Annotated in this window: 4 protein-coding genes and 1 tRNA gene; 1 reads left to right on the forward strand and 4 read right to left on the reverse strand. The window is 63.7% G+C overall.

Features of this window, described 5'->3' with window-relative positions; translation table 11 throughout:
* The 3 genes from QZ332_RS13115 to QZ332_RS13125 all read right to left on the reverse strand — a co-directional run.
* Window positions 1–512, reverse strand: a 512-nt coding sequence (locus QZ332_RS13115; RefSeq protein ID WP_295766240.1) for an iron-sulfur cluster assembly scaffold protein, incomplete at its 3' end; no start/stop codon positions are given.
* A 282-nt stretch (window positions 513–794) separates the two neighbouring features.
* Complete coding sequence (locus tag QZ332_RS13120) at window positions 795–2504, reverse strand: S-layer homology domain-containing protein (protein WP_295766242.1); 1710 nt, start codon at window positions 2502–2504, stop codon at window positions 795–797.
* Window positions 2505–3101: 597 nt separating this feature from the next.
* Window positions 3102–3193: transfer RNA gene (locus tag QZ332_RS13125), tRNA-Ser, on the reverse strand.
* 466 nt (window positions 3194–3659) lie between these two features.
* On the opposite strand from QZ332_RS13125, the gene QZ332_RS13130 reads away from it, so the two are divergent.
* Window positions 3660–3908, forward strand: coding sequence for an HPr family phosphocarrier protein (locus tag QZ332_RS13130; RefSeq protein WP_295766245.1), 249 nt, complete (start codon window positions 3660–3662; stop codon window positions 3906–3908).
* 208 nt (window positions 3909–4116) lie between these two features.
* Here QZ332_RS13130 and QZ332_RS13135 read toward each other — a convergent pair whose 3' ends face one another.
* Window positions 4117–4767, reverse strand: coding sequence for a TVP38/TMEM64 family protein (locus QZ332_RS13135; protein WP_295766247.1), 651 nt, complete (start codon window positions 4765–4767; stop codon window positions 4117–4119).
* Window positions 4768–4936: the final 169 nt, after the last annotated feature.

Here is a 4936-nt window from a genome sequence, read left to right on the forward strand (position 1 = left end):
TAGCCCTCGGCCATCTCCAGATAGCGGGGGCCCTTGGCCTTGGTGCCGAACATGGTGCCCACCTGGGACCGCAGGCCCTTGCCCAGGTCCTCCAGGGAGGCGCCGACGGGCAGGCCGCCCTCGGAGAACGCGGTCTGGGTCCGGCCGTAGACGATCTGGAGGAACAGCTCCCGCATGGCGGTGTTGATGGCGTCGCACACCAGGTCGGTGTTCAGGGCCTCCAGGAGGGTCTTGCCGATGAGGATCTCAGAGGCCATGGCGGCGGAGTGGGTCATGCCGGAGCAGCCCAGGGTCTCCACCAGGGCCTCCTCGATGACGCCGTCCTTGACGTTGAGGGTCAGCTTGCACGCGCCCTGCTGGGGAGCGCACCAGCCCACGCCGTGCGTGAGGCCGGAGATGTCGCGGATCTCCTTGGCCTGGACCCACTTGCCCTCTTCGGGGATGGGGGCGGGACCGTGGTACGCGCCCTTGGCGACGGGGCACATGTTCTGCACTTCGGTGGAATAGATCATAGTCGTCCAATCCTTTCCTTTTTTGTATTCCCTCGGGGGCCGCTGGTCGCATGGCGCCCCGGAGCTTCGCGGGAGGGGGACCGGAGGCGGGATAGGACAGCCTCAGATCCAGCTTCTCATTATATCGGCGATCGATCGCCTTGTCAAGAAGGGAGACCTTGCGGGGATCGTCGAAAAAGAGGGCCGCATCGAATTTGTCTCACCGGTTTTTCAGGCCGGCCGGCAGTCAAAAAGGACCGCCGCAGGCGGATCGCCTGCGGCGGTAGTGCGTGTTGTCGGCTGTCAGCTGACGTATTGGTGAGCGCGAGTGGGATCGGCCTGATAGCACGCGTTGCAGACCCACTTGGTGCGGGTGCTGTCGCAGACACCGCCGGAGAGGTTGGTCTCGCCGCAGAACCCGCAGGTGCGCTGGGAGGCAGGCGGCGTTACCGGAGTGGTAGTCGTGCTGTTGTTACTGGTAGTGGTGCCGGGGTTTTCGACGTTTGGCGTAGTTTTGTCGGTGGGGTAGCAGGTATAAATGTGGCAGCTGTTTGTGACAGTTTTGCTGCGGATTTGCTGTTGAATGGTATATGTGCTGATGCTGCCGTTATCCCCAGCGTCAGTCGTTACGACGCCTCCGATAGCCCATGTCATGCCGCCATCGACAACTTCTTTGTGATTGGCATCAACGAACTCGTAAATGATGCAGGCATGGACAATTTCACCATTGTCATTGACGCAGGCCATCAGGTCACCGGGGCGAGCGTATGCGGCGGTGGTTTTCCGCCAGGTGACGCCAGTTTGGCCGTAGAGATAGTCGGCGACTTTAGCCGCCCAGGCGCCGCAGCCAAGTGTCGTGCTGAGTCTGCCGGTTCCGAATGGGGTCCTGGCGAAATATTGGTCAGTGACTTTGCGGACGGAGCTGGTGTTGCCCTGAGGATAACCGGAAGCAAAGCTGGTGCCGACCGGATATTGCGCCAGGAGCTGGTCCATCAGGGCGGTGACATTGGCTTCGGTGATGGGCTTGCCGTTGGTGAGATAGCCCGTCTTGGCCGTCGTCCCGGTAGTCCCCGTATCGGCGCTGGTATTGCCGGAGCTGGAACCAGTGTTCCCGCTGGTCGTTCCGGTATCAGGCTTCGTCTCGGTCTTGCCGTCATCGTAGGTGGTGTCTCCGGTGCTGGGCCGGGAAGCGGGGGTGTACTGCATCATGCGATAGATGACCACGCAGCCCTGACCACGGTTCATGACATTGGAGCCGCCGAACGTGCCATTGGCGTAACCCGTGATGATACCCAGGGCGAAGACGTTCTCCACGGCGTCCTGATACTGGGTCGGGATAGACTTGTGATCGGCGATTTTTTTCTGGGCCTCGGTCTTCTGGGCACTGGTCGCCGTGAAGCCCTTCTTCGCCATGATGTTGGTCATGAGCTGAGCCATGTCATAGCGGGAGATGGGCTCATCCATGATGGAGGGCTCGCCGGAAGCGTAGGTGAACGACGTGTTTTCCAGCACACCGGCCGTGCTCAGAGCCTTGGTGTTGGGCCGGAACCAGGGGAGCGTACTGCCCTCGGGATTTGCGTACTTGATAATGTCACTGGGATAGAAGGCCCGAGAGAGCATGACGCAGAACTGGGCGCGGGTGACAGGGTTGGTCGGCCGGAAGGTCCCGTCAGCGTAACCGGCGGTGATCCCCTTGGCGGCGCAGTCCATGATGGCCGCATAAAAGCTGTGTCCCTCCGGCACGTCCGCAAAGCTGACGGCGGGCAGTCCCTCCCCCTCGGCGGGGGGCGTTCCTGGGGCGGCCTCTGTCTCGGCTCCCGGCGCTGGGACCTCCTCGGGCACTCCCTCCGGCAAGGTCCCGAGTCCCGCTTCGGGCCCTGCGCCGGGGTCGGTGTCACGATCCGCCGCCATGTCCGCCTCCAAGTCCGGGGGGAGCTCTTCCGCCGCCAGCGCGGGGAGGGCAAGGCCGGCGCATAGAAGCACGGCCAGGACGAGCGAAGCCAACTTTTTCATGTCATCCTCTCCTTATGATAAAATGCCTCTCAACGGTCCGGCCCTTGGGGGTGGGGCCCTCCCCGTCCCCCTTGGGCTTTGCTGGGCCGTCGAGACGAACAAAAGCGGCGCAGGATATAAGATCCCACACCGCATATCAGACACGGACCCCAAACCCGGCCTTGTCATTTGTGAAAAAGTCCGGTATAATGAGGCTGGCGTAGCTTGATGCTATTGTGTGGGAGGTCGCTTCTCCCGCATAGGGGCGTGGGGGATTGCCGTCCCCTCCGCCCTGCCTTCGTTTATCTCGCTGCCTCCATTATACGCCCCCACTCTATGAAATGCAAGGCAGATCGGCATTTTTTTAGGGCCTCCGTCTTTGTTGGCGGAGGCCCATTTTTGATGTGCGCTTTTCGATCTTGCCCTTGCTCCCCCGGATCCGCGGATCCCAGGGGCTTGTGATAGTTCGCGTAGTCCTCCGACCGTTTGCAGGCCCCGGCAGTTTCCGGCGTGTAGCCGGCCTCCGGGGCGAAGCAGGGATCAGGGCAAGATAAGGGGAAAAATAAGGGGAAAAACATAGCAAAGACCCTGTGACCATTGCGGTCACAGGGCCTTTGATGGCGGAGAAGGAGGGATTCGAACCCTCGAGACCCTTTAGGGGCCTACATGATTTCCAATCATGCGCCCTCGACCAACTAGGCGACTTCTCCATCGTTGTCGAACGCGTCCTCTTCAAAAGAACAGTGATTATTATACAGGGTCGTCCCCCAAAAGTCAACCCCTTTTTCAAAAAAATCCCTCATGGACGGAGGGGCCCGGCCTATCCCTCCCGAGGGCCCGCAGGGCCGCCGCCAGGGCGCTCATGGGCCGGAGCGGCGGGGACGCGGCCCCGGCCTGGAGCGCCGTCCCCCCTCCGCACCGCCCGGCGCGTCCCGGCGCCCACACGGGATGCGGCCCCGGCCTCCGGGAGCCGCCGCCGGGACGGCACGGGGCCCCGGAGGGGCTGGCGGGATCCTTAAGGATTTCCAACAATTTCAACGGCCCGTCCCCTCCGATTTTGTGCGCGGGCGACGAAAATGTGGTTTGTGCCACAAAACTTATTTAATAAAAATTGTCCTGGGATCGGAACCGTGCTATACTAGCGCTATCTATTTCATGGAAACGGGGAGTGGGGACATGAATCGCACGGCAGACGTACAGATCCCGGAGGAGCAGCTGGACCATATCGCTACCAGGTTCATCAAGACGGCCAGCGGATATCCCTGTCAGATCTCCATCATGCGGGGCGCGCACTGCATCAATGGGAAGAGCCTCTTGGGCTTCCTGTCGCTGATGCGGGACAGCGGCTCGGTGACGCTCGCCGCCGAGGGGACCGGTGCGGAAGAGGCGCTGGCGGCCCTGTCGGATATCTTGGGGATGCGATAAAGAGATGGAGCAGAGGGACCGCCGTCAGGCGGTCCCGGAGTGTCAAAAAAGGAAGCGGGACTTCCTCGACGGGAAGGGAGAGCGTTATGAGAGGGACCCGGGAAGGGTCCCTCTCGTTTTCGGCCGATGAGTTTTCCGGGCTTTTTAGAAAGTCCTGAAAACTTGCCCAGCCTGTCGAAAAGGCTTTTCCGACAGGCTGGGACCGCCGTCAGGCGGTCCCGTCCGCGTCCCGCCGCAGGGCCTGGTCCCGGCCCCACAGCAGCAGCGCCGCCGCCGTCAGGGCCCACCCGAAGATGCAGGAGGCCCAGAACCGCGCCCCGCCCAGGTCCCACAGCGCCGCGCCCAGCACGGTGGCCGACAGCACCCGGGGGGAGTTCCCCAGGAGCCCTCCGGCGAGATAGGCCCGCCAGGGCGTCCCCGCCGCGCCCAGGTACAAGCTCACCAGATCGCCGGGCAGGACCCCCGCCAGGCGCAGCAGGAACACCCGCCGCCCCGGCGCCTCCCCCGGCTCCAGCGCCCTGAGGACGGGGTGCTGCTCCGCCAGGGCGGAGAGGTCCTCCTGCCGCCGCCTGCCGAGGAGGTAGGGCGCGGCCTGGGCCGCCGTCACGCCGCACATGCCGAGCGCCATCGCCGCCGGGAGGGGGAAGAGCAGCCCTCCCGCCGCCTCCAGCGCCGTGATGGGCAGGGCCGCCGTCAGGCCCTTGACCACGTACAGCCCCAGCAGCACCATCGCCGCCAGCCACGCCTGCCGGGGCGTCCAGGCGGCGATGGCCTCCCCGGTCAGGCTCCCCCGGAGGGGCCATAGGGCCAAGGACAGCGCCGCCCACAGCAGCGCCGGGATCCACCAGCGGCGTCTCAACGATGCCTCCCCTCCTTTTTCGCCATGGGTCTCGAAGACCGCTATAGTATGCCCCGCCTGCCGGGAAAAGGACGGCCTGCGCCGAAAGCGCAGGCCGTCCTCAGAGTGTCGAAAAAGGAGAGGGGACTTCCTCGACGGGAAGGAAGAGAGCTACGAGAGGGACCCAGGA

The organism is uncultured Oscillibacter sp., assembly GCF_910584465.1.
Taxonomy (GTDB): domain Bacteria; phylum Bacillota; class Clostridia; order Oscillospirales; family Oscillospiraceae; genus Oscillibacter.

Bases quoted from the DNA above. Each gene is read 5' to 3' on its own strand.
- QZ332_RS13120 (WP_295766242.1), bottom strand. From the start codon at position 2,504: ATGAAAAAGTTGGCTTCGCTCGTCCTGGCCGTGCTTCTATGCGCCGGC.
- QZ332_RS13130 (WP_295766245.1), top strand. From the start codon at position 3,660: ATGAATCGCACGGCAGACGTACAGATCCCGGAGGAGCAGCTGGACCAT.